Raw genomic sequence first — 20473 nt, forward strand, 5'->3', positions numbered from 1 at the left:
CTTTTTTAAGAGGAAAAAATTAACAATTTTTCCTGATTGTCAATCCTCTCACTTTAGGGAGAGGTAATTGTTAACTGTCCATTGTCCATTGTACATTGTCAATTGTTGAAAGATCTAAGCTAACACGAAATCCGTCGTTAATTGTGTTCCACATTCTGAACAACATTTGTGATTAATTGGATTGAGTGTGCCACAACTTGGACATACTAATCCTTGAGGATTGGTTTGGGTAATCTTCGATTTTAAACCCATCATATCATCATTCCCATGACCTGGAGCGACCATGGGAAAACAGTCTTCATTCCGAGTGACCCGCACATCTAATAACATGGGGCCGTCATAAGTTAATAATTCAGCGATCGCCCCCGCTAAACTTTCCCGCCGAGAAATATTCAATGATCTAATATTATAAACATCGGCTAATTTAGCAAAATTGGGACTGCCTTTTTCTAAATTTGTTGCTTCATAGCGATCATCATAAAATAAATGTTGCCACTGGCGCACCATGCCTAACCAACCATTATTTAAAATAATCACTTTGATTCCCACATTGTATTGAGAAATAGTTCCCAATTCCTGCATATTCATCTGAAAACTGCCATCCCCACTAATACAAATTACTTGTTCATTGGGTAAGGCAATTTTTACCCCCACCGCCGCCGGAAGTCCATAGCCCATGGTTCCTAAACCCCCGCTAGAAATCCACCGTCGCGGCCCGGTTTTGAGGAATTGAGCCGACCACATTTGATGCTGTCCGACATCGGTGGTATAAAAAGCATCGGGGGCTTGACGAGCAATTTCTACAATCACTTCTTGAGGAGAAATTCCGGTTTCCGGTTGAGAAATTTCCAAGGGATATTCTAAGCGCAGTTGGGCTAAATGTTCACACCAACTCTGATTTTTTTCGGGATTAATACTATCTCCCAACTCATGGGCGTGACGCAACAAATCCACTAAAACTTGACGCACATCTCCGACAATGGGAATATCGGGTTGGCGTGTTTTTCCCACTTCCGCCGGATCAATATCAATATGAATCACTTTGGCATTTTTCGCAAAATCATTGCCTTGACTCGCCACTCGGTCATCAAAACGTACCCCTAAAGCGATTAATAAATCACATTCAGCCACGGCAAAATTAGCGTAGGCTGTGCCGTGCATTCCCAACATTCCTAAACATAAAGGATGATTTTCATTGAATATTCCTTTCCCCATTAAAGTCGTGGTGAGCGGAATTTGAAATCGTTCTATTAATTCTTGAATTTCGCCATGGGAATTGCTAATAATTGCTCCCCCACCGACATATAATAAGGGTTTTTTTGCCTGTTGAATTAACTCTAAAGCTTGATGAATTTGGCGAGGATTTCCTTTGACTGTTGGCTTATATCCAATTAGTTTAACTTGACCCGGTTCAACGGGACGATAATCAATTTTAGCAATGCCCACATCCTTGGGAATATCAATTAAAACTGGCCCGGGTCGGCCACTATTGGCCAAGTGAAAGGCTTCCGCCACAATCCGAGAAATATCCGCCGGATTTCTCACTAAATAAGAGTGTTTAACAATGGGTAAAGTGATCCCATAAATATCAATTTCTTGGAAGGCATCGCTCCCTAAAGATCCCCGGGGTACCTGTCCGGTAATGGCCACCATCGGCACGGAGTCCATGTAGGCCGTTGCCAAGCCTGTGACTAGGTTGGTGGCTCCAGGGCCAGAGGTCGCCAAACAGACCCCCACCCGACCCGTTGCCCGGGCGTAACCATCGGCGGCGTGGGCGGCGGCTTGTTCGTGGCGGACTAGAATATGTTGTAAATCTCCTGCCTGTTCTGCTCGATAAAGTTCATCATAAATCGGTAAATTTGCCCCCCCGGGATAGCCAAAAATATGTTTAACACCGTGACGTTTGAGGCTATCAACTAAGGCAAACGCGCCTGAAACTTTTTGTTGATTTTGCATATCTTTCTCCTGAGAATTCTCAACTCTCGGTTGAGGATTAATTAACCTAACAAAAGGATAATTTTGTAATGAATTATTGTTTTATTTTTGCTGTAAAATTTATACTTCTATAATAAGGCAAATTTAGGAAAGAAAAGCTATATTTTTTATTAAATTTTATAAAAGGAAAAGGGTTAAGAGGGAAAAGAAAATCCCCATCTTGAAAATTAGGGGATGGGGATAATAATAAATTGAGACTTAGACGGGGTTAAATTGCCACAACAACAGTAACCGGAGTTTCTTGCTGTTTCAGTAATAAACCATATTCTAATCCTTCCACAACAGCTTGATAGGAGGCATCAATAATATTAGTAGAAACTCCCACGGTTGTCCAACGTTGCTGACCGTTACTGGACTCAACTAAAACCCGAGTTTTTGCCGATGTTCCCGAACCTCCATCGAGAATTCTAACTTTATAATCTCGCAGTTGAAATTCGGCAATCATGGGATAAAAATTAACTAAAGCTTTTCTTAAAGCCGCATCTAAAGCCGATACGGGGCCATTTCCCTCGGCAGCTTCTAAAATATCTTGACCATTAACTGCTACTTTCACTGTGGCTAAAGCATGGCAAACTTCATCACTAGATTTATCACAATGGACTTGAAATCCTTTGAGGGTAAAAAAGGCTTTGCGGGTTCCTAATGCTTCTCGCATTAATAAATCAAAACTTGCTTCCGCCGCTTCAAATTGATAACCCTGATTTTCTAAATTCTTCAGTTGTTGTAAAATTTTACGACTGGCGGGATTATTCCGATCTAAATCAATGCCAAAGGTTCTGGCTTTAGCTAAAATATTACTTAAACCCGCTTGATCGGAAACCACAATTCGCCTTTGATTTCCAATAGTTTCCGGGGGTATATGTTCATAGGTTAGGGGATTTTTTTGTACCGCAGAAACATGAATTCCGCCCTTATGGGAAAAGGCAGATAATCCCACAAAAGGTGCGTGATCATCCGGGGCTAAATTTGCGACTTCACTGACAAATCGACTCACTTCGGTTAGTCTTTTAATCTGTTCATCTTGAATACAATTATAGTCTAATTTTAACTGAAAATTGGGAATTAAGGTACAAAGATTGGCATTTCCACAACGTTCTCCATAGCCATTGATGGTTCCTTGTACCATCGTGACTCCTTCTAATACGGCGGCGATCGCATTCCCAATAGCGGTTCCCGAATCATTATGACTATGAATCCCAAATTGCAGGGGAAAAGGCGTTTCTAAGTTTTTTGTGGCTTGAATTGCATCCCGGACAATTTGAGTCACTTCATGGGGTAAAGTTCCGCCATTGGTATCACAAAAAACCAACCATTCCGCCCCCGCTTGCGCCGCCGTCATTAAAGTTTGTAAGGCATAATCAGGATTATTTTTATAGCCATCAAACCAGTGTTCCGCATCATAAATTACCCGTCTTCCCTGACTTCTGAAAAACTGAATGGTATCGGCAATCATCGCCAGGTTTTCTGTTAGAGTAGTTTGCAATCCTTCGATAACGTGCAAATCCCAGGATTTTCCAAATAACGTGATCCAACGTGTTCCCGCCGATAAAATCGCTTTTAAATTATCATCTTCTGCCGCATTACTATTCGGTCGTCGGGTCGAACAAAATGCCACGACTTCCGAATTAACTAAGGGTTGTTCTTGCAACTTCCAAAAAAACTGCACATCTTTAGGATTTGCCCCCGGCCATCCTCCTTCAATAAAAGGGATTCCTAAACTATCCAACTGACGCGCAATTCGCAATTTATCATCAAGAGATAGGGATAATCCTTCCCGTTGGGCGCCGTCTCTTAATGTGGTATCATATATCCAAAGTGGATGAGTCATGGCTGATAGGATTTATCGTTAACAATTAATTTAATTCACAGTGCCACAAATATCAGTATTTCGTCATATTTTAGCGTTAGGGTTTGTTGCCTTGACCCCTATGGGCTTGTAATCATCCGTCCCAGCTAATTTTTTATTTTTCACTCCCATTCTACTTTTAAATCTCTCTTTTTGGGCTTGAAAAAAAGTAACAATTCAGTTAAGAATTATTGCATCACTTTTATTAAGGGAAACATGGTACAAATTCAAGCTCAAGGGAAAACGATCACTTGCGATCGCGGTGCCAATCTCCGTAAAGTTTTATTAGAGAATGGAATTGATCTCTACAATGGTCAAGCCTCCCTGATTAACTGTCACGGGTTTGGGACTTGTGGGACTTGTTGCGTGGAAATTGAAGGGGAAGTTTCCGAACCCCAATGGAAAGAGAAAACCCGGCTTTCCCTTCCTCCCCATTCCTCTGGTAGCACCCGCCGTTTAGCCTGTCAGGTTCAAGTTTTGGGGGATATCAAAGTTAAAAAATATAATGGTTTCTGGGGTCAGGGTTCCCAGGGAGTGTGGAATCCATAAACAGATTAGAAAAAGATTATCTTTTTCCAGACAGATAGAAATGGCTCAGGCGGGATTTGAACCTGCGACCTTGGGCTTATGAGTCCCCTGCTCTAACCACTGAGCTACTGAGCCTTATTTGATTCACAGTTTACTAGGTTAACACAACCCTTTCCCAAAGATCAACCCCCTGTTTAAAGTTTTTTCAGGGGGCAAGGGACAGGGGGAGTAGGGGGAGCAGGAGGTTGATATGCGCACTTAGTATCCAAGCCTCAATACCTCAACCTCAGCACCTCAAACTCAACACCTGAACAGCCTAATAATTTTGGGATACCGTAGAACTTTCTGGAGGTAAGAGAGCGATCGGGTTGACTGCACCTTGGCCACTAGGATGGACTTCAAAGTGTAAATGGGGCCCCGTACTGCGACCGGTGGTTCCCATTTCCGAGATTTGATCTCCCTGAGCCACTTTTTGGCCTTCGCTGACCAGGATGCGATCGTTATGGGCGTAAACCGTTAAACTGCCGTCGGGATGTTCAATTTCGACTAAATTGCCATAGCCGCCATCATTCCATCCCGCATAGCTAACCACCCCGGGGGCGGCTGCCACAACTGGGGTTCCAATCGGCCCAGCAATATCAATTCCACTGTGCATCCGTCCCCAACGCCAGCCATAACCAGAGCTTAGGACACCCGATGATGGCCAAATATAGCCATTAAAGCGCATAGACCCACTCGGTAAATAAACGTCTGGCCCCGAGAGCGGGGGTAACTGCGGGGAAACCATCTGACCCAAAGCCGGGTTGCTTAAAGGATCATAGGCCTTAGAACCAACGGGGGCAGTAGCCACTACCGAACCTCTGGATGCAGGTTGGAGTTGAGCGACCGGAGACGTCACGCCATTGGGAGATAATTGAGCTAACTGTTCTGAAGCCAAGTTCTGTGCGGCTTGACCAGCCTTTTCAGGAGCATAGGCTTGAGGATTAAACTCAGGATTAATCAGTTTTTGACGATGTGCGGAAGCCGCTCTCTTAGAGGTCAAAACTTCAGCCTTGGGCTGTTCATTTTTTTCTAGGGATACGCTGGTCAACTGATAGCCACTCTGAACCTTATACTCCTCGCGCAGTCGTTCTACCTCAGATCTCAGGCGGTCGCTGTACAATTTGTTGACGGCTTCTGATTTGCTAACGGAAACCTCTTGAACCGCCACCTGTTCGGACAAGGAAGAAAATTTTGCATCAACCGGAATCGCTACGGCTGCGGCTGCTACCGGAGCAGAGGAATCGACCGCACTCATGGCACGGTTCGCCAGTTGGTTCAGGGAGAGTTGATTTAAAGTGCTATGGGTGGGAATCGAACTCAGATCAGTAATATCTTCCCCTGGAAGATCGGCAACTACTGAATCAGCACTTCTAAATTCCGAGGGAAGAACTGCCGGAAGCACCGCTTGAGGTAATCTCCCTCCTAAAAGGCCCAAGTCTGTTGTTGTAGCAGCTTGTTGTGGAGAGGGGGCAGCATCTGGACGAATCTGGGGGTCTTGCCATGGATTCGTTGCAACAGAGGACAGATTGCTAGAAAAACTACTCGCCAGTTGCTTAGGGATTTTTAGACTCTGATTAACACTCAGAACATTAGGATCAGTTAGCTGATTCGCCTTAATAATGGCATCTACAGAAACATTATGTAGTTTAGCAATTCCAGCTAAGGTATCACCCGAACCCACTTGATAAACTTCCGAAACGGTTGGGTACCGTTCATCATTCGGAATCACAAATGCTCCAGATGCCCCTTGGGAGAGAGTATCTAAAGAATTAAAATGAACTGAGTTAGAAACCCTATTGGTTGGCTCCCACTGCTGATTAGGGCGGGTTGGAGAGCCTGAACTATCCACCGATGGATGTAGGATTTCCTGAGTTGCCGAGGGTTCAACCCCAGAAGGAGGAATCTGCTGATTGAATCCGGGGATGGATTCCGGCAGGGTAGCTGATTCAGGTAACGATTCCGAGTTAACACTCGGCCGAGACCCTGGTGTAGAAAGTGCTTCTACGCTAGTCTTATCCGGTTTTTTTAACCCTAAATCCCTAGATTGACTCCGGTTATTTGTCGCTTTCTCATCTGTATTCAGACTGGAAAGGCTTCGCAATAGAGATGGCTGCCAATCGGGTTGGGATACTTGTCCCCCAGAGGTGGGATTTTCCACCGTCGGAGCCGATGCTGCCATCGGTGCAGGTGACTGCATCGCCGGATTGGACTCAGGATTGGATAACTCCGTTGCCATGACCCGATCATTCGTTTTGGGCATAAGGATGCCCGAAGCGACGGCCAAACCGAGAAATGCGACAGAGGTATAAACCTTATGACTGCCAGAGTATGCGACCTGCTGTTTGGTCTGGCCTGTTGCAGTCTGATCTAAATTGGAATCTAAATTAGGCATAACAACAGGTTGATCATGATTTGGAACTGTTCCTTTCAAAGAACGACCTCCTATGGAGAAGCGTGCTGACTGTCCTCGAACCGCTCAAGAACCTCATATCAGTGAAATTAATCACATTAATTATTGACTGAAATCACTGAAGATAATCTTGATTAAGTCAGATTACCTTGATTTTTCAATTTCGGCAACAAAAGCCGAAGTTTAGATCGAAATACGAACCCTGAAAACTAAGGACAGATAAACAATAACCCTTGAGGGTCGAGGATATTTAAAATATGAGTGAATTCTGTTACCAGAGTTCAGATGAGAATTTACACCAGTTCCTACCAGAAATACAACACCTGATCTGGGGCTGTGAATTTCTGGGGATCGGTGGGGAAGATGGATCAAAATCAACAAATAAGACCCTTAAATCAAAGCCAGTCAATGGTTCTGGCTTTTTTTGAAACAGGAAAAAACACCCCGTTTAGATGAATAAAATCTATCACTGTCGGGGGACAATTGAATCCGGTCATTTATAAAAAAAAGTTATCAGATTAGGGTGATTTTGGGGATTAACACAATATCAGGGTTTGAGGGATGGACTTTACCCCAAATAACCGAGTTGGCGGCGTGCCTCAAATAAACTGGCGGCAACACTCACGGAGAGATTCAAACTTCTGACTCCGGCTTCAGCCATGGGAATATATATCGTTGCGGTGCAAGTCTCCAATACATCGGGGGAAAGTCCGGTGGTTTCACTGCCAAAAAGCAACCAGTCGGAATCTTGAAACTGGAACTGGACATAGTTAGAAGCCCCTTTGGTACTAAACCCGAGCAAACGGCCACCCCGTTGTTGATGATGGGTTTGAAAGCTGGAGAAATCGGAGTGCTGGGTGAGTTTAACGTAGGGCCAATAATCTAATCCGGCTCGTTTGAGGTAGCGATCGCTAATTTCAAATCCTAATGGCCCAACTAAATGTAATTCGGTACAGGTTGCCGCACAGGTACGGGCGATATTTCCGGTATTGGGCGGGATTTGTGGCTGAACTAAGACAACGTGGGGCATGAGGTAATTAGACCAGGAAACAAGGGCTTTTGGGTCGGATCAACCCGGTGGATGAGTAATAAATCTATAGTTTTTCTTTATACTTTGTAAAGAAATTTATCGATAAGATATTCTCATCTAATAATGGGCCGATTTTCAGGCTATCAGGGGTTGACAAATTTGATCTTCAAACTCTTTTTCCTGGGTTGCCATCCCCTGAATGGCCTGTTGAATAATAAAGCGAGGATCGTGGCCCTGTTCCGATAGCCGTAACCACTGTTGGGCGGTAGACCCTTCTCGCAGGAGCTTTTTCACCGGAGACAGAAAGCAACTAAACCCGTGTTTTTTGGCAATGGGCCAAACTTCTTCATAGAGTTGCTCAATCCAATCTCTAGCGGAAATCGTGCTGCCGTCTTTCCAATGCCGCAGTTGGGCGTCCAAACTCTGGTGCGCCGCTAGAATTTCATTTTGATCTGAAATTTCGACTAAATCCTGGGCCCGGCTATTTTCCGGGAGTTGACTCCGTTGCAACGGATCAAGGTCAGGATTCTCTAACATTTGCCAAATCCGAGCTTCTAATAACGCTGTGATCGCTAACAGGGCGATGGGGTTGACCATCAAATCACAAATTCTCAGTTCTAAACGGTTTAAATTATAGGGACGGCGATCGCCATTGGGTCGTACCGATGACCACAGGTGACGAACATTCTGCATGGTTTTTTGTTGGAGTTGGGTTTCTGTCCAGTCGATAAAATGGCGATGGCTTTCAAACAAGGGGACAAAAGCCGGGGTTTTGGGGAATAAATGCCAACGGGTGGAATGATATCCGGTAACTTTGCCACCCAAAAAGGGAGAGGAAGCACTCATCGCTAAATATAAGGGAGCTTCCAGCCGCACCAAACGAATGGCCCGCATTAACTGTTCGGGGTCAGCGATACCCACATTAATATGAATACTAGCCGTGACTACATCCGTACCGTAGGTTTGTTCAATATAATCATGATAGGGATTTTGCGGATCGGAGCGATAAAATTTCTCCGTACCGCCGAGGGCTAGGGTGCTTCCGGGGATGATGGTATAGTCGCCCAACTGTTGTAAATATTTTCGGAGTTCCCGTCGGGGTCGAACTAAGGCACACAATAACCGCTCATAATTACACAGGGGGGCGGTTGTGTACTCAACATTGCGACTATCGGGTTCGCGGACGAATCCCTCTAAATCGGCTACAATTTTATCGGATAGTCCCACCACGTCACCTTGGGGAGTTCCGGTATACATTTCTACTTCAAAACCTTTGGATAAAAGCATATTACAGTTATCAGTAATCAGTAGTAGGGGCGGGTTCATCGAGATTTAGGTGATTAACAAAAATATCACAAAACCCGCCCGTACAAGTTATCAGGGTAAGAGTTATTAGGAAAGAGTTGATCAACTGTTTGCTAATAATTGGATCTAGGTTATTAGAAAATAATTCCTATTCTCTATCCTATCATGGATTCTGAACCCCAAGGAAAAATGCTATCGGGTTCATTAGAGTTAAAAATATAGTCATAATCAAAATCGAAGGCTCGACTATGACGAGTGAGGGAGAATCCACAAGCAATCACTTGTCCAGTGGTAAAGGTTGCCATCACTAACTCAATTAATTTCCTCAATTTTATTTCGGGTTTCTGTACATAAAAATCTCGTTTTGCGAAAAATACCCGCTCATCTTTAGGAACAATAATTCCATTCACTTTATGGGCGTGTTGAATCGGTTTGAGATAATTTTTAATAAAATAATCTTGATTAGTTTGTAGGCGGGAGAGTCGTTCATGTTGTACCCAACTCATTTGAAATAGGAGTTTAATCATTTCAAATCCGATGATATAATTAAAAACATTATCTTTGTCTTTTGGGCTTAATGCTAATTTTAAAGCGGACTCTAAATATTGACTGGGTTGGCATCGAGCATCCTGGGCGGAATGAATATAGAATTGTCTAATATACTCCCGCAAAACCGATTCATTTAAGGGGGCTTTTATTTGAAAACCACTAAGATATTGTTTGACTCTTTGCAGGGTATCAATATCTTCTAGCATCTTAGCTATTAAACCATCGGCGGTATATTCATCTAAAAATTCCGCTTGTTTTTCGGGGGAAGATGCACACAGAATATAGCACAGAGAGAGAACATAACGGCGTTGATTCCAAGGTAAACTTTCTGCCCACTGTTGCACTTCTAGGGGGAGTTTGTCAAACATCAAGTTATGTTTCATCAACCCAAAAACATCTATATCTGCTTCATCGTTGAATTCAATATTCATGATCTGATCCCCTTCGGCACACTGAATAAATTTTACCTGATTTTAAAGGATTTGAGGGGTTTTTGTTTGTTTGCGACTCAATTTTATTGAGATACTCAAGAGTTTATACGGTGGGGGTATCCTAGCCCGAAACCTGTCTATAATCTTGAAAACGTTTAAGATTTACCCTAGGGGTTTGGTCTTCAAACCCAACCTTAAATATAGCAAGTCTAAATGGATTGTACCAACCCATGATCAAGATGATTAATTCTAAAAATAGGGCGAGATTTCTCTGTCAGGGCGAGATTTCTCTGTCAGGGCGAGTAGACCTCGCCCCTACTTTTTTGATTTTCAAACTATTGATACAACTGATTTAGACTTGCTATAGTGTGAGAATATCGAACCTCTAAAATTAAATAGCTTTCATCTCGTTTAATTCTGCTCTAATTTTATCTAAACTGTTATCATAATTAATGTTGTTCTGTTCTTCTTCATTAGATATTATTTCATCAGGAGCAAATTCTAATTCAGTATTCACTGTTTTTTGTTCATAATATGTATCTGTTATAAATCTAATTTTACCTGAAATCCACTGCCCAGAATTTAACTGGAGTAACTGACAGTCCATTCCTTGAAACGGAAATACTAATCTAGTTTGCTGGAAGTTCAGTTCTATTGATTTATCTGTTATTTTTAATTTTGGGCGACATAATACATCAGCTAAAAATACTTTGTAATCTTGATTATGTTGAAAAAGTTTAGTTTTCATATTCTCAGTCATCAACTCTTTCAACCTCGATACTGTAAATGTATCCTTACCCAACATTACAATATCGTTATCCTGTTCCAACTTAATAAACGATTCCGTCATTGATTTAATCCTTGAAATTATTATAGATATCCTATATTTTAATGTAAGTAGGTATCTATAATTAATCTTAAAAAAATCGTTGTTGGGCTTTAGCCCTTCTGGATGCGCTGAAGCGCAACAACATAAAAGGTTTCGTTGTTGGGCTTTAGCCCTTCTGGATGCGCTGAAGCGCAACAACGGTTAGTTTGTGCCTGATTGTAATAATTTTAAAATCTCGGCTTGAATTCGTTGTCTAAAACGGGGATCATTTTGTTGATGACGGGTCATATCATTGAACTGAGAAATTGTTAATCCTTTTGATTCAATCATGCGTTTGGCTTGGTCACAGTAACTCACTGCTAATTGAGGTGCATTCCCCGGTAAGGCATTAAAACTGGTCGGTTGATCACAAATAATTCGGGGAACATCTCCAACAATTTTTTTAATTTCATTGGCTACTTCATGACGTCGGGATTCTAACGCTAAGGCTGCCCGGGCATAATTTTTAATCGTTTCTTCACTATAGTTAAAACTATCTTGAGCCTGGGCGGGCGAACCCCAACTGAAGGAGGGAAAGGCTTGGGATGGCGTTTGACTCCATCCAATAAAACTACCACAACCGGATAGAATCGCAACGGTTAAGGATTTCGATAGAATTTGACGAAATAGTAATGTAGTTTTCATAGCAGGTTCATCATATATAGAGTTAAATTTGAGAAAATCTTAGATTAGTTTTGTAGGCGCTGGAGTTCCCCTTGAATGCGTTTTTGTAACGCGGGGTCAGCCTGTTGACGTTGGGTAATTTCATTGAAACGAGTAATAGTTAACTCGTTGGTTTCAATGATAGATTTTGCTTGGGTGCAGTAATTGACCGCAATATCTCGAACACCTTTATCCAGGCCATTAATGGTTCGGGTTTCACTGCAAACCACATCGGGGACAGATTTTCCCGCCCCGAATATTGCTTGAATTTCGTTGTATGCGGTCTGGCGTCTGGGTTCAATTCCTAGGACAGCACGAGCATAATTCCGAATTTCCGCCTCACTAAATTCTGGGGACTGTTGGGCCAGAACAACGGTATTAAAGCCAGAAGCGTTTGATACTGAAACATCTGGGACAACTCCCAACAAAACCGCGCCCGAAGAAAATAGTCCCAGTAGCAGAGCACGGGTAAGGGGGTGTTGAGGCCTGAATCGTAAGGTACGCAAAGAATCCATCATATTCAAAGGTTTTGATGCCACAGGAGCAGGTGAAAGTGCTTAGTTATCTTGAATTATTTTATCGGTAAGAAGTTCCTCATCCAAAACTTAAAAATGCTTTAGCTAAGAATTCCATGTCCAGTCACAAGTTTGACTTCAAACAACTGAGGGTTTAACTTGTACGCAGAGAAAAACTTGATATTCAAAAGGCGTAATCGCAGGAAGTGAAACTTTTTAGATGGAAAATCCATTGTATCCTGAAATGTTGACCTGGAAAATTTAAGAAAGTATGAAGAAAACAAACGGGGTAATTGCCGCAGGACATCCCAAAACCGTTGAAGCCGGGTTGAGAATGTTTGAGGCGGGTGGCAATGCTTTTGATGCGGCGGTGGCTTGTATTTTGGCGGCTTGTGTTACCGAACCGGGTTTAACTTCCCTCGCAGGTGGGGGATTTTTATTAGCTCATACCCATACTAATCAGAATATTTTATTTGATTTTTTTACTCAAACTCCCCGATATAAATGCCCGATATCGGAGTTGAATTTTTATCCAGTTGGGGTTAATTTTGGTCGGATTATTCAGGAATTTCATATTGGTTTGGGTTCGATGGCGGTTCCTGGGGTTTGGGCCGGGGTAATTCGGGTGCATGAAACCCTGGGACGTTTGCCGTTTTCTCTGGTGGCGGAACCGGCGATCGCTTTAGCAAAAAAAGGTGTGGAAGTTAATTCTTTTCAGGCTTATACTTTCTCTAATTTGTTACAACCGATTTTATTAACAACGGCGGAAGGTCGGGAAATTTACGCGCCTGAAGGTGATATTTTAAAGACGGGTGATCGCTTAATTATGAATAACTTTGCCCAGACTTTAGAGGCTTTAATATCGGGAGGAATGGCAGAATTTTATCAAGGAGAAATGGCCCAAAATTTGGTCAGAGATTGTCAAAATAGTGGCGGACATTTAACCTTAGAAGATCTCCAGAATTATAGGGTGATTGAACGGGAACCTTTAACAATTAACTATCGAGGAAAAACCATATTAACAAATCCGCCTCCGAGTGCGGGCGGAACCTTAATTGCTTTTGCTTTAGAGTTGTTATCGGCTGTGGATTTGAGTGGAATTGAGTTTGGGAGTCACCAATATTTACAGCTTTTAAAAACCGTGATGCAGTTAACTAATATTGCCAGGACAGATCGGTTAGATGGTAATTTATATCAAGATAATATTACAGATACTTTTTTATCTTCTGCCTCTAGTTATCAACAACCGTTAATTCATGCGGTGAATAAATGGGGAAGTACCACCCATATTAGTGTTTTAGATCAAGAAGGAAATGCCGCAAGTGTGACAACTTCTAATGGAGAAGGTTCGGGATATATGATTCCGGGAACGGGAATTATGGTTAATAATATGTTAGGAGAAGAAGACCTAAACCCCCTGGGATTTCATCTCTGGCCGGAAAATGTTAGAATCTCCTCGATGATGTCTCCAACTTTAGTATTAAATCAGGGTAAACCGGAAGTGGTCATGGGTTCGGGGGGTTCAAATCGGATTAGAACGGCTATTTTACAAGTCCTATTAAATTTAATTGATTTTCGGTTTTCTGTGGAAGATGCGGTTAATCATCCTCGGTTTCATTGGGAAAATCACCGCTTGGATATAGAACCAGGTTTTGATCCTGAAATTATTAATACTCTTGATTTATCTGAACAGGATGTAGTCAGATTATGGCCGGAAAAAAATATGTTTTTTGGCGGGGTTCATACTTTAGTTAGAACGGCAGATGGACAGTTATCCGGGGCTGGAGATCAACGTCGGAGTGGTGTCAGTTTAAAGAGTTAATCAATATTATAACACTTTTCCTAGGAATTAATTAGTATTTTTTTACTAAAATGTATTAAAAAATACAACAATTATCTCGGAAAACCATACTAAAATACCCATAGTGTTTTATTGTTTAATAATAGACTAACTTCTGGTTTGTTTGAATAGTTTATTGGAATCATCAGACGCATGAAACATATTCTCGTTATTATTCACCAACCCACTTCTGAGACGGGACGGGTGGGACAAATTCTAACATCCTATGGTTATCAACTCGATATTCGCCTTCCCAGTCACGGGGATAGTTTACCTTGCCATTTAGACAAACATGATGCGGTGATTGTTTTTGGGGGGCCAATGAGCGCGAATGATGAGAATATTTTACCTCATATTCGCACAGAATTAAACTGGATTCCCCTGGTTTTGGAGTCGAAAAAACCCTATTTAGGGATTTGTTTAGGGGCGCAACTTTTAGCCAAAGTTTTAGGGGCAAAAGTATCTGTTCATCCCCAAGATATTCAAGAGATTGGCTATTTTCCCATTACTCCAACGATAGAAGGACAGGATTATTTTAATGATTTGGAATATGTTTACCACTGGCATCGAGAAGGCTTTGAATTACCCTCGGGAGCCGTATTATTAGCAACGGGTAAAACCTTTAAAAACCAAGCATTTTGCTATGAAAAAACCGCCTATGGTCTTCAGTTTCATCCTGAAATAACTGGGGCATTAATGCAACGCTGGATTGAACGCGACATGGAACAATTAACTTTACCCGGAAGCCAATCTATTATAGAACAATTAAGAAGACACCGTTTGTATGGAGTTCAAGGAGAAAAATGGTTAAAAACATTTATTCCGCTTTGGATTCATTCAATTCAATCGGAACAACGTTTACAGCTAGAAAGACGCTCTGCCTAAATAAAATAGGGAATATAGCAATTTGCGACGGGCGATACGGAGGTTGTAACATTTCAATACTGATTTGAAACAACCAGAAATATTACCTCTGTTCCCTATTGCCTATTCCCTATTCCCTTAATCTTAAACATAGTGTAAACACCATTGATTTTTACCGTTATGTTTAGCTTGATAAAGGGCTTTATCGGATTCGGAAATCAATAATTCAGGGGAAGATTTTAATAGGGGAATCTGACTGGCAACTCCTAAACTGACGGTGACATAATCATTAACTAAAGAGTTTAAATGGGGAATCTCAAGTTGTTGCACTTCCAGATTAATCCGAGTAGCCACTTGTGAGGCATCAAATAAGGTAGTGCGGGGTAAAATTACGGCAAATTCTTCACCCCCATAACGAGCGACAATATCACAACTATTTCTAACGGATTTCTTAATGGCTTGAGCGACTTGTTGTAAACAGTAATCGCCCATTTGATGACCGTATGTATCATTATAATTTTTAAAATAATCAATATCACATAAAATTAATGCTAAGGGGGTTTTAGTCTGTAGATTTTGATGCCATAAGGATTTGAGACATTCATTAAACCAATATCGATTCGAGAGTTTGGTTAAACTATCGGTAATTGCCATATATTTTAGTTCTTTATTGACCTCTTGTAAGGCAATTTCAATCCGTTGGCGTTCTTCAATTTCCTGTTGTAATTTTCGCATCGTCAGTTCTAAACTAAGGCTATTTTGCTCTAATAAACAACTGTGTTGAATCCCTTGGGATACCTCTGCCAACATATCAATGACTAAATCGGCTTGAGGGAAATTTTTTAATTCCTCTACTCCTAACCAGGGTAAAGGTTTAATTAAATTAGGACTTTTCCAAATAATTTCAAACTGTTTAATTTCGTTAACACGACCAACATAACAGTGTTTCCATAAATGATGATTCGGTTCAATTTTAACTAACCCCCCTGGAGCATAAAAGGTTTGACAATATGCAGCTTTTCTGACTGCATTAGTTTTAAAACTTTTTGCAGTTTCTACGGATTTTTTCCATAGATAAACTTGAAAATAAGCAGCTTCAATGGGGTCAGAAGTGACTCTTTCTTGACCATATAAGGCTTTAAAGTTATTCACAAATTCATGATTATGGGGAGTATTTAAACTTTGAAAATAACTCCAGCAGGCATAGTGGCCTACACTGGCTTTACCGATACTTTGAACTTCTGACTCAGAAATACTCATCGCCATAATCGGCAGATCCGAGGGTTTAATTCCAGCATCATAATAGGCATTATAAAAGTAAAAATTGCTATCTCCATTTAACGTATTAAAAACCACATCCGGCTTGATCTGTTTAATTTGATCAACAATATCAGTAAAGTTTTTATCTCCACAGGGAAAATATTGTTCTCCGACAACGGTTCCACCTTCATGTTTCAGGAGGGATTTAACTAATTTGTGAGCCGTGCGGGGAAATACATAATCTGAACCTAATAAATAAAATCGTTTTCCTAAATTTTTGAGTGACCAACTAATCACCGGTTGAATTTGTTGATTTAAACAGGAACCCGTATAAAAAATATTAGGAGAAGATTCTAACCCTTCATACTGAACCGGATACCACAGTAAAATATTAAACTGTTCAAATATCGGTTTAACTGCCTTACGAGCCGTCGATGTCCAGCAGCCAAATACCGTAGCCACTTGATCAATAGCTAGTAATTTTCTAGCTTTGTCTTCAAAGATGGAAATATTGGAGGCTCCATCTTCAATTACGGGTTCAATTTCATACCCTAAAATCCCGCCTTGGGCATTAATTTCTGCGATCGCCATCAAGGTTGCTTCTAACAATGGCGTCGCGCTCATCGCCATGGTTCCGCTTAATGAATATAAAATCCCAACTTTTATTTTTTCCATAAAATTTAATATCCTTGAGAGTCTGGTATGGATGAGAACCTGAACCTCGACAATTTAGAAATATTCAATTATCACAGATAGCCGATAAATTTTCAGTTCGTTTGAATACTCTTATCAACAATGATAAACTCCTTAACGAGTTTCTAGGGTTAACTCATAGTCAAACGGTCGAGAAGATTCAGACACCACAACCACTTGATAATCACCAGAATCGGGTAAACGACCTGACCAACGGTTTTTAGCAGAATCTTCTAGTAAAAATTGAGCTTTTTGTGTATAAATGGAAAGTAAAGTTGAGGATTTTGGGGATTTGAGATGCACCTGTAAATCTTGATTTTTATTAAAGCGAGCAATATAGATTTTTCCCTCTCCGGGTTTTAACCGATCTTTTAAGGTTTTTCGGGTTTTTGTAGAAGCAAACTCTACCCGTTCCCAAGCCGTTCCCGCTTCTAAATTTTTAACCAGATCATCGGAAACAGCTTGCCAAACTTGTCCTATTGGTAATCCTAATAAATCAGCATTTCTCGATTGTTCGGGAAATAAATCAAAAAATTTAGCATCCGCCAAATCATATAAGGATTGACTGCTTAAATTTAACTGATTCACTTGTGCTTTTAAGTGATCTAAATCATTATTATAGGTTCCTAATTTTATTCGAGATTGATCACTGAGTTTGGCTAAACGTTGCAAAAATTTATCTGCAATTTTATCCCATTTTTCTCGCCAAATTGCATCGGAGGGTTTATCTGTTAAGGTTCTTCCCCGTTGTTCGGGATAGCGAGTATAAAATTCTTCGTTCACTAAATCCACAAAAAAGTTAAAATCAATGTCTAATAAACGCCGTTGTTCTCGTAATGCTTCCTGTCGTTTTTCCTCGGTTTTTGAGAGTTGATTTAAGTCATAATTTGCATAATGATTTAACCCATAACGTCCTCCTAACCATCCAAAAACCCCTAAAGTTAAGATAAAAACAAATACCAGTAAAGGCGTTTTGATAGGAGAAGACTTTCCGGTTTGAGGAGAAAAAGGTTGGGGAGATAAGCTCTGATTGAGGATGGGTTGAGTAGGGTTTATAGAGGTTTTTGGGGGTGGATTTATGGCGGAAAGAGCGACTAAAACATCCTGAACCGATGAAAAGCGATCGCTGTGACGATAGGCTAACATTTTATCTAATATTTCCCCAAATTTAGGATTTAATTGGATGTATTTTCTCCAATTCCAAGTTAAGGTTTGGGGATCAATTAAGTTTTGCGGTTCTTTTCGAGTTAATAACACTAACATAGTTGCCGCTAAAGCATACAAATCACTATTAGGATAAACCATACCCAAACGCATTTGTTCATCGGGGGCATACCCCACTTTTCCTAACCTTGTCGGTGAGGGATTTTGACCTCCTTGTACTGCCAATTCTGATTCTACTTTGGCTTGAATTAATTTAACGCCGCCGAAATCAATTAACATGGGTAAACCATCGGATTGACGTTGAATCATATTGTCAGGAGAAATATCTCGATGAATTACCCCGTAACTGTGAATATAGTCTAATACGGGTAAAATTTGGAATAATAATTCCAGCACTTCGGCTTCTGTAAAAGTGTGTTGATTGAGTAAACTGCGATAGTTCAACCCCTCAACATAATCCTGGACAAAAAATAAATACCCTTTATTATCAATTGTTTCTCGAAATAACTCTCGAAATTGAGGAATTTGGGGATGTTTTAATTTATAGAGAATCTCCGCTTCCCGTTCAAATAATTCTTGGGATTTTTTCAAAGCAAAACTGCCTTGTACCTGGGGAGAAAATTCTTTTAAAACACAAAGTTCATCAAACCGATGTTGGTCTTTGGCTAAATAAGTTCGTCCAAAACCCCCATGTCCTAACTCACGGACAATGGCGTAATGATTTCTCAAAACAAGACCCGGATAAATTAATTGACTCATGCGGTGTTAGGGTGAAAAAATGAATGCTGAACGGTTCCGATCTGTCTCAATTTAGAGTAGCAATTTATGAGGACTGTAGCATGGGTCAACTCCGAGACGAACAACGCCAACGGGCAATTTCCGCCTTAAACGGCTTTTTATCTACACCCCTATCAGATTTAATTCAACCCTCTAAAGATAGAGGAGTGACTTCTGTTTTACAATTATTCCAAGATGTTGTCACAAAAGTTCCCGCCTATCAACATTTTTTAGCCGCCCATCATCGGTCTGTTAATGAGATTCAAACCCTGGAAGATTTCCAAACCTTGCCCTTAATTACAAAAGAAAATTATCTCCGCCAATATTCCCTATCCCAATTATGTCGTCACGGTCAATTAGAAACCTGTGATTTGATTGCAGTTTCTTCTGGTTCCACCGGAAATCCGACATTTTGGCCCCGTTTTATTAGTGATGAATTGCAAATTGCCACTCGCTTTGAACAGATTTTTTATGATAGCTTTCAAGCGGATCAACGTCGAACTTTAGCGGTAATTTGTTTTACTTTAGGAACTTGGGTTGGAGGCATTTATACAACGGCCTGTTGTCGTCATTTAGCCACCAAAGGTTATCCGATTACGGTGATTACTCCGGGCAATCAAAAACCGGAAATTTTTCGGGTGATTCGGGAATTGGGAGAACAGTTTGATCAGGTGGTTTTATTAGGTTATCCTCCGTTTATTAAAGATGTCATTGATACGGGAATTATTGAAGGCATAGAATGGGCAAAATATCAAGTTAAATTGGTATTTGCGGGGGAAGTTTTTAGTGAGGAATGGCGGAGTTTAGTCGGGGAAAGGGTGGGATCAACTCAACCCTATTATGATTCAGCTAGTCTTTATGGTACGGCAGATGCGGGGGTTTTAGGGAATGAAACGCCTTTAAGTATTTGTATCCGGCGGTTTTTAGCTGAACATCCAGATATTGCTAAACAATTATTTGGGGAATCTCGACTTCCTACTTTAGTTCAATATGATCCTAAAAGTCGATTTTTTGAAGTCCAAAAAACAGATGATTCTATAACCGGAACTCTATTATTTTCCGGTGATAATGGGATTCCTCTAATTCGATATCATATTGCTGATCAAGGAGGAATTATTGAATTTGAGGAAATGTTAGACTTTTTGAAACAATGGGATTTTGATCCGATTTTAGAATTACAAAAAATAGGCGATCGGGGAATTTATCAATTACCGTTTGTTTTTGTGTTTGGGCGATCGCAATTTATTATTTCCTATTTTGGAGCTAATATTTATCCTGAAAATATTACCGTAGGTTTAGAACAACCCTTAATTAAAGATTGGGTGACGGGTAAATTTGTTATGTCTATTCTCGAGGATTTTGATCAAAATCGGTGGTTATCGGTGGTGGTAGAATTAGCCCCGGGGATTGAAGAAACCGAGGATAAAAAACAAGCGATCGCCACTTCTATTTTAACCCAATTAAAGCGCCTAAATAGTGAATTTGCTAATTATGTTCCCCCCGAATATCAAACCCCTCAAATCACCCTCAAATTAACCGGAGACCCCGAATATTTTCCCCTGGGAGTAAAACATCGCTATACCCGCAAAAATTAAGATCATCACCCTAGGACTGTAGGGGCGAGGTCTCCTCGCCCACTCCCTGTATATTTACTCCCTGTATATTTACTCCCTGTATATTTACTCCCTGTATA

Annotated in this window: 15 protein-coding genes and 1 tRNA gene; 4 read left to right on the plus strand and 12 right to left on the minus strand. The window is 40.9% G+C overall.

What is annotated here, in order from left to right; all coding sequences use genetic code 11:
* Positions 1 to 114: 114 nt before the first annotated feature.
* Positions 115 to 1998 (minus strand): biosynthetic-type acetolactate synthase large subunit, encoded by a 1884-nt coding sequence (gene ilvB, locus PL11201_RS01275; RefSeq protein WP_255377491.1) that lies wholly within the window; start codon positions 1996 to 1998, stop codon positions 115 to 117.
* A 205-nt stretch (positions 1999 to 2203) separates the two neighbouring features.
* Positions 2204 to 3823 carry a citramalate synthase gene (gene cimA, locus PL11201_RS01280; RefSeq protein ID WP_079676855.1) on the minus strand — a complete coding sequence of 540 codons (1620 nt, stop codon included), beginning with the start codon at positions 3821 to 3823 and terminating at the stop codon, positions 2204 to 2206.
* A gap of 234 nt (positions 3824 to 4057) precedes the next feature.
* On the opposite strand from cimA, the gene PL11201_RS01285 reads away from it, so the two are divergent.
* Positions 4058 to 4390 (plus strand): 2Fe-2S iron-sulfur cluster-binding protein, encoded by a 333-nt coding sequence (locus PL11201_RS01285; protein ID WP_079676856.1) that lies wholly within the window; start codon positions 4058 to 4060, stop codon positions 4388 to 4390.
* Positions 4391 to 4431: 41 nt separating this feature from the next.
* Here the strand turns inward: PL11201_RS01285 and PL11201_RS01290 are convergent.
* The 8 genes from PL11201_RS01290 to PL11201_RS01325 all read right to left on the minus strand — a co-directional run bounded on the left by PL11201_RS01290 (position 4432) and on the right by PL11201_RS01325 (position 12185).
* A tRNA-Met gene (locus PL11201_RS01290) sits at positions 4432 to 4504 on the minus strand.
* 181 nt (positions 4505 to 4685) lie between these two features.
* On the minus strand, positions 4686 to 6842 hold the full coding sequence (locus PL11201_RS01295; RefSeq protein WP_079676857.1) for a LysM peptidoglycan-binding domain-containing M23 family metallopeptidase: 2157 nt from the start codon (positions 6840 to 6842) through the stop codon (positions 4686 to 4688).
* A gap of 547 nt (positions 6843 to 7389) precedes the next feature.
* On the minus strand, positions 7390 to 7851 hold the full coding sequence (locus tag PL11201_RS01300; protein WP_079676858.1) for a tRNA (cytidine(34)-2'-O)-methyltransferase: 462 nt from the start codon (positions 7849 to 7851) through the stop codon (positions 7390 to 7392).
* A 135-nt stretch (positions 7852 to 7986) separates the two neighbouring features.
* Positions 7987 to 9138 (minus strand): glutamate--cysteine ligase, encoded by a 1152-nt coding sequence (gshA, locus tag PL11201_RS01305; protein ID WP_079676859.1) that lies wholly within the window; start codon positions 9136 to 9138, stop codon positions 7987 to 7989.
* Between the two features lie 173 nt (positions 9139 to 9311).
* On the minus strand, positions 9312 to 10136 hold the full coding sequence (locus PL11201_RS01310) for a cobyrinic acid a,c-diamide synthase (protein WP_079676860.1): 825 nt from the start codon (positions 10134 to 10136) through the stop codon (positions 9312 to 9314).
* Between the two features lie 391 nt (positions 10137 to 10527).
* The gene (locus PL11201_RS01315) at positions 10528 to 10986 is read right to left on the minus strand and encodes a KGK domain-containing protein (protein ID WP_079676861.1); all 459 of its coding nucleotides are present in this window, start codon (positions 10984 to 10986) and stop codon (positions 10528 to 10530) included.
* A 180-nt stretch (positions 10987 to 11166) separates the two neighbouring features.
* Complete coding sequence (locus PL11201_RS01320) at positions 11167 to 11649, minus strand: DUF4168 domain-containing protein (protein ID WP_079676862.1); 483 nt, start codon at positions 11647 to 11649, stop codon at positions 11167 to 11169.
* Positions 11650 to 11693: 44 nt separating this feature from the next.
* The gene (locus PL11201_RS01325) at positions 11694 to 12185 is read right to left on the minus strand and encodes a DUF4168 domain-containing protein (RefSeq protein ID WP_144017639.1); all 492 of its coding nucleotides are present in this window, start codon (positions 12183 to 12185) and stop codon (positions 11694 to 11696) included.
* A gap of 268 nt (positions 12186 to 12453) precedes the next feature.
* Here PL11201_RS01325 and ggt point away from each other — a divergent pair, with 268 nt between their 5' ends.
* Both ggt and PL11201_RS01335 read left to right on the plus strand, forming a co-directional pair.
* Complete coding sequence (gene ggt, locus PL11201_RS01330) at positions 12454 to 14004, plus strand: gamma-glutamyltransferase (RefSeq protein WP_079676863.1); 1551 nt, start codon at positions 12454 to 12456, stop codon at positions 14002 to 14004.
* 171 nt (positions 14005 to 14175) lie between these two features.
* Positions 14176 to 14907, plus strand: coding sequence for a glutamine amidotransferase-related protein (locus PL11201_RS01335; protein WP_079676864.1), 732 nt, complete (start codon positions 14176 to 14178; stop codon positions 14905 to 14907).
* 123 nt (positions 14908 to 15030) lie between these two features.
* On the opposite strand, the gene PL11201_RS01340 is transcribed toward PL11201_RS01335, so the two are convergent.
* Both PL11201_RS01340 and PL11201_RS01345 read right to left on the minus strand, forming a co-directional pair.
* Positions 15031 to 16821 carry a transporter substrate-binding protein gene (locus tag PL11201_RS01340; RefSeq protein WP_079676865.1) on the minus strand — a complete coding sequence of 597 codons (1791 nt, stop codon included), beginning with the start codon at positions 16819 to 16821 and terminating at the stop codon, positions 15031 to 15033.
* A gap of 132 nt (positions 16822 to 16953) precedes the next feature.
* On the minus strand, positions 16954 to 18762 hold the full coding sequence (locus PL11201_RS01345; protein WP_079676866.1) for a serine/threonine-protein kinase: 1809 nt from the start codon (positions 18760 to 18762) through the stop codon (positions 16954 to 16956).
* Positions 18763 to 18785: 23 nt separating this feature from the next.
* Between PL11201_RS01345 and PL11201_RS01350 the strand changes: the two genes are divergently transcribed.
* Positions 18786 to 20375, plus strand: coding sequence for a phenylacetate--CoA ligase family protein (locus PL11201_RS01350; protein WP_234996588.1), 1590 nt, complete (start codon positions 18786 to 18788; stop codon positions 20373 to 20375).
* The last annotated feature ends 98 nt before the right edge of the window (positions 20376 to 20473 follow it).

Origin of the sequence: Planktothrix sp. PCC 11201, from assembly GCF_900009135.1 — a bacterium.
Lineage (GTDB): Bacteria > Cyanobacteriota > Cyanobacteriia > Cyanobacteriales > Microcoleaceae > Planktothrix.

What these genes read in the sequence shown, in the direction of transcription:
- cimA (WP_079676855.1), bottom strand. Translation starts at nt 3,823, where the DNA reads ATGACTCATCCACTTTGGATATATGATACCACATTAAGAGACGGCGCC.
- PL11201_RS01285 (WP_079676856.1), top strand. Translation starts at nt 4,058, where the DNA reads ATGGTACAAATTCAAGCTCAAGGGAAAACGATCACTTGCGATCGCGGT.
- PL11201_RS01300 (WP_079676858.1), bottom strand. Translation starts at nt 7,851, where the DNA reads ATGCCCCACGTTGTCTTAGTTCAGCCACAAATCCCGCCCAATACCGGA.
- gshA (WP_079676859.1), bottom strand. Translation starts at nt 9,138, where the DNA reads ATGCTTTTATCCAAAGGTTTTGAAGTAGAAATGTATACCGGAACTCCC.
- PL11201_RS01310 (WP_079676860.1), bottom strand. Translation starts at nt 10,136, where the DNA reads ATGAATATTGAATTCAACGATGAAGCAGATATAGATGTTTTTGGGTTG.
- PL11201_RS01315 (WP_079676861.1), bottom strand. Translation starts at nt 10,986, where the DNA reads ATGACGGAATCGTTTATTAAGTTGGAACAGGATAACGATATTGTAATG.
- PL11201_RS01320 (WP_079676862.1), bottom strand. Translation starts at nt 11,649, where the DNA reads ATGAAAACTACATTACTATTTCGTCAAATTCTATCGAAATCCTTAACC.
- PL11201_RS01325 (WP_144017639.1), bottom strand. Translation starts at nt 12,185, where the DNA reads ATGATGGATTCTTTGCGTACCTTACGATTCAGGCCTCAACACCCCCTT.
- ggt (WP_079676863.1), top strand. Translation starts at nt 12,454, where the DNA reads ATGAAGAAAACAAACGGGGTAATTGCCGCAGGACATCCCAAAACCGTT.
- PL11201_RS01335 (WP_079676864.1), top strand. Translation starts at nt 14,176, where the DNA reads ATGAAACATATTCTCGTTATTATTCACCAACCCACTTCTGAGACGGGA.
- PL11201_RS01340 (WP_079676865.1), bottom strand. Translation starts at nt 16,821, where the DNA reads ATGGAAAAAATAAAAGTTGGGATTTTATATTCATTAAGCGGAACCATG.
- PL11201_RS01345 (WP_079676866.1), bottom strand. Translation starts at nt 18,762, where the DNA reads ATGAGTCAATTAATTTATCCGGGTCTTGTTTTGAGAAATCATTACGCC.
- PL11201_RS01350 (WP_234996588.1), top strand. Translation starts at nt 18,786, where the DNA reads ATGCTGAACGGTTCCGATCTGTCTCAATTTAGAGTAGCAATTTATGAG.